Origin of the sequence: Acinetobacter sp. YH12227, assembly GCF_013417785.1 — a bacterium.
GTDB lineage: Bacteria > Pseudomonadota > Gammaproteobacteria > Pseudomonadales > Moraxellaceae > Acinetobacter > Acinetobacter gandensis.
Window position 1 is genome coordinate 1 of record NZ_VPDH01000135.1, and the last position, 3,856, is coordinate 3,856.

Consider the following 3,856-nt stretch of genomic DNA (forward strand, 5'->3'; position numbering starts at 1 on the left):
GCCAGGCCTCAGCATTTTATTATGGTGATCCCCTGGGCGAAATGCGCCTGGTAAGCAGAGTTTTTGAAATGTAAGGCCTTTGAATAAGACAAAAGGCTGCCTCATCGCTAACTTTGCAACAGTGCCGAAATTTCTCTTAAAAATGAAAATTATAAGCATGATAAAAATAATTTTTTAAAACAATGGCAGCAGAAATTTCCAGAGCAATCATCTGATGTCATTTTTACTCTGCTGCATTACCAGCACTCTGCTGATCAAATAAATTCAAGAGCATTGCAAAGAAAAGAATATAACGATCAACATAAAAGCTTGGGTAAAAAGACCTCTAAAACACTGCAAGAAAGCTTTCCATTTTCTTCAAGCTTTGATTCCTCGAAAATAACGTCTTACGCAGATTTTTTAAAGTTTTTCCCCCCCTCACATCACTTGCTTATGCAACAACAATTTTTATTTGATCAACGTCAATCTAAAAATTTTATTTGCCAAGATAACCCTAGGATTGAAAAAGCAAAAATCCTCTTTGATCAGAATGAACCGATAGCCATTCAAAATAGATATGGAATCCTGGTGTTCAGTAATTATTCCGTGACCCGACTACAACAATGTATAAAAGCACTTGATTCTAAAAAGAAAGGAACGCTCAGGGGTACGTCGGAATTTAAAGAATTGTTCCACGCCACTGTAAAAGATCTCAAAGAAAAAGAACAGATTATCGACACAAACCATGAGAGAGTATTACCAAGTTTCGAACGTCTTTCTCAAAACAATATCGAGTCGTGTTTTACTGAACTCTTTAAAAAATTTAGATCCACGCACACAAATCAAAGTACAGCCATTATTAAAACTTGTTTGCTCTTAAATTGTTGCGGTTTACCAATGGAGTCACTGCAATCAACATTAAAAAAATGTGTTGATGAAAAGAAATTGCCTGATATTAATAAGCAAGATCAGGATCTCCTCATGCTTAGGATCCAAAATCTGATTTATACTCAGCATAAAGAACTAAATAAGCAATATTTCAATTCATCTGAGATTGAACAATGTTGGCAACTTTATTTTAATCTACATATTTCTCCACTCAAGCAGCCAAAAGAACACAAGCACAACTCTCAGTCTTCATCTTCAACACTAGAATTAGAGCTCGTGCCTAAGGTTGAGAAGAAAAGAACAATCAAACTTCCTGAAAATTTAGCTGAATCTGAGTTTGAGCAAATGCTGCAATACTTTGAATACACTCGAAGACTCAAGCTTCAGAAAAAACAAGAAGGAGAACGCTTGAATACATTAGAATCTTCAAAGAAAATGTCTATACCTCATCAGCAATCCCAAATGACATCTCTTTTTAGAAAAGACTATGTAATCGAATACAAATTTGGACAAAAATTTTATCTGGACCAAAAAAAAGTTGCATTTTTTGAAACGAAAAATACATCAGAAATTACAGTTGTTAGTCATCAACATGAGCATATCCGTGATGCTTTATTCCTGGCAAGAGCCAAGTTTGGTGTTGTTTTAGTTTTTGGAACAGATGAGTTTAAAAAACAAGTACAACAAATTGCTGATTCAGAAGATATCAAAATTGAATTTAAAACCACTGCTCAGCAAAAAGTGAATGCTGCAATTGAGAATAGTCCAATTGGTAATTCAGCTGCTAAAAATGACAGTGCTGAACCAAAACCGCCAAGGAGAGAATTAAGTTTGGAACCTAAAGATCCTAGTATAATAAATAAGGAAGATAGAGCTGATAATTTCTATAAAAATCAATCTGTGACATCACGTAATAGTCGTAAAGAGTCCACGCAAGAAAATAGTTACGATTACGGACCTGGTTTTTAAAACAATTGCCTAATCGAATTTTTATGCAGCTTGAAATATGGTTTTAAGAATAGCCTAAGAATTATACTTAGGCTAATTCAAAAAAAATTTCAAGCGAATTAACATTTTCTATCTTCGATGAGTTACGAGTTAGAATTCAAAGAAAAAACTCTGAAGAATTTTGACAAATTTAGTTGTAATAAGAGTGATTGTAAATAAATAATCTATTGTGCTTAAGCTAATTTCTTTTCTACATTTACAACTTTAAGTTAGCGAAGATCTGTTGAACTGAGTCCTGAAAATGTGAATAGGCTTGCTGCCATGATATTTGTTTGTCCCCGAACACCATAGGAACAACAAAATTATTAAACCTGGCTTTATAGAGTGGATTACGACTTAATTCATTTAAACCAAATAACAATTCAGCAATCGGGTCTTCAACCATAAGAGTATGCTGACGACCATAACGCTCAATATCAGTTTTTATAACTTTAGTAGCTAAGTGCCCTAAATAAACAAAATCTTGTGGTTTACCATAGGTAATTTTAAAGTAGTCATACACATGTCGAACTAATGATTCATCATCAGCTCTTTCAGCATTTCTAGCAAAGGCCGCTGTACGCCTTAAAATTGCTATCAGCTTCTCGATACTGGTACTGACAATTGTGACGGAGGGAAAAGCATCGACTGGCTTCCCTTTCTTAGCCAAGTCATACACAAACGAGGTGATACTTCTAGATTCAAAAGGCTCAAGTAAGTCTGTTTCAACTAATTCCAATTTAATGAATGGTCGTAAACAGGGAGCTTGGTTGAAATGCTGAGGATATCGAATTAATAATTCCATATAACGATATTCATCCCAGACAACTGGTTCCTCTTCAATTGTAAAGAAATCAGATTGAGAGATTTTGTCTTGTACTTGATGAAGCAATTGTTTACGTACAACTTTAGCTTTAGAGCGACTTAATGCAATATTTGGTTTTGGAACTATTTTAATGTCCACATCTTCAGACATCCGATTTAACTGAATATTTGCTTTAGCTAAAGAAGTTCCACCAGCAAAAACCAAGTCATGCGTTTCAAATTCTAGAGACTGTAATAGTCTCAATAACTCGACAACATAGTAATCTTTTTCAACAATAGAAGTTGCACCAATACCAAGTGCATCAGCGACATCTGCAAACACATTTTTTATATCAGGCATTAATTTGGCTACGACCTACAGACAATTGGCGTGTAAAACGACGCGGGGTTTTAATTTGAGTAAAGGCTGGAATCTGGGTGGATTGACCAGATAAATATTTTTCCGTAGCCTCTCCTAACGTAACCTGCACATCCAATCTTTTTAATGCCTCTAAGATCACTGCATCCGCGCCTTCTGGACAGGCTGGCATTACTTTGCCGGTAATTTGATTTTTTCTTGCTTTGGTATAAATACCATAACCAACTTTAATTAGCTCACCTTCTTGAACTAAGTTTCGCAGAACTCTTCCAATTTGGTCATAATTCGCAATGTCATTAAAATCATCACGCATAAAAACATAACGTTTTGAGCGTTTGATGCGCATTTGCATTTTCGCTTTAGTTGTCATCGCATCTCCCTTATACATCAGTTTTCACATACCTTTAAACTAGCAAAAATACGACATTTTGTCGAGCAAAAATACGACATTATACTAGATGAGACTGTAGATAAATTACTCAGGAAGACAACTTTGTCTGATCTGACAGTTCTTGGTTGAGTTGCAGAATTCTATTACTCTATTACATTAAACAGCTGTAGATAACTACTTATGATCCAGAATTGGTTATCAAGCACCCTGATTACATAATAATCATAAGTTATACAACTTACACAATTTATGTGTCAGGAACCTGTCCACTTATGTACCTCTAAACACGTACGTGTTTTTATGGCACTGTTGCAAATAGTCGGTGGTGATAAACTTATCATCCCCTTTTGCTGATGGAGCTGCACATGAACCCATTCAAAGGCCGGCATTTTCAGCGTGACATCATTCTGTGGGCCGTACGCTGGTAC

At 35.4% G+C, this 3,856-nt stretch carries 3 protein-coding genes; 1 reads left to right on the forward strand and 2 read right to left on the reverse strand.

Annotated elements, in window-relative coordinates; all coding sequences use genetic code 11:
- The first annotated feature begins 432 nt into the window (after positions 1-432).
- Complete coding sequence (locus FTV09_RS17190) at positions 433-1,836, forward strand: LPD7 domain-containing protein (protein WP_257222936.1); 1,404 nt, start codon at positions 433-435, stop codon at positions 1,834-1,836.
- A 235-nt stretch (positions 1,837-2,071) separates the two neighbouring features.
- Here the strand turns inward: FTV09_RS17190 and FTV09_RS17195 are convergent, their stop codons facing one another.
- Both FTV09_RS17195 and FTV09_RS17200 read right to left on the reverse strand, forming a co-directional pair.
- Positions 2,072-3,001, reverse strand: a complete 930-nt coding sequence (locus FTV09_RS17195; RefSeq protein WP_213072336.1) for a nucleotidyl transferase AbiEii/AbiGii toxin family protein — start codon at positions 2,999-3,001, stop codon at positions 2,072-2,074.
- A 10-nt stretch (positions 3,002-3,011) separates the two neighbouring features.
- The gene (locus FTV09_RS17200; protein WP_120376154.1) at positions 3,012-3,407 is read right to left on the reverse strand and encodes a DUF6088 family protein; all 396 of its coding nucleotides are present in this window, start codon (positions 3,405-3,407) and stop codon (positions 3,012-3,014) included.
- Between the last annotated feature and the right edge of the window lie 449 nt (positions 3,408-3,856).